This is a genomic window from Vibrio sp. 1249-1 (genome assembly GCF_033340495.1).
Map to the genome: position 1 here is coordinate 1 of NZ_JAWOWJ010000753.1, position 619 is coordinate 619.

The 619-nt window shown below is 44.4% G+C and carries 1 protein-coding gene; it reads left to right on the forward strand.

Going from position 1 to position 619, the window contains the following annotated elements; translation table 11 throughout:
- Positions 1-67: 67 nt before the first annotated feature.
- On the forward strand, positions 68-619 hold a 552-nt coding region (locus R7Z50_RS28730; protein WP_318149913.1), incomplete at its 3' end, for a MetQ/NlpA family ABC transporter substrate-binding protein.

The following is a 619-nucleotide window of genomic DNA, read 5'->3' on the forward strand; positions in this document are numbered from 1 at the left end:
ACGTTGACCGTTTATATATTCCTGATAGGATAGCCGTATGGACGTCTAAATATAAAATGGAGTTACGATGACAAATTTAGGTCACATCATCAAAAAGTTATCTTGGGTTCTCGCTGCTGCACTCAGCTTAAGTGCCTGCGGAGAAAAAGATAATTCCGTAATCAAAGTCGGAGCTACGGTTGGGCCACATGCACAAGTAGTTGAAGCAGTAGCGAAAGAAGCGGCAAAACAAGGGCTAAATGTTGAAGTCATCGAGTTCTCTGATTACGTGACACCTAACGCCGCGCTGAGTGACGGTAGCATCGATATTAACAGCTACCAACACCAACCTTTTTTGGATAATTTCAACAGCAGTCATAACTCTCAGCTCGTTTCAATTGGCCAATCTATCTTGATGCGCATGGGTATTTATTCCAATAAATACCGTTCGTTAGAAGAGTTACCAAACCGTGCCAGAATTGCCATTCCAAACGACCCAACTAATGGAGGCCGAGGGCTGTTACTACTCGCTGATGCGGGCTTGATTGAGCTTAAACCTGGTGTTGGCCATAAAGCCGCGTTAACCGATATTAAGAGCAATCAAAAAGAACTGGAGTTCGTTGAGGTAGATGCGGCGCAG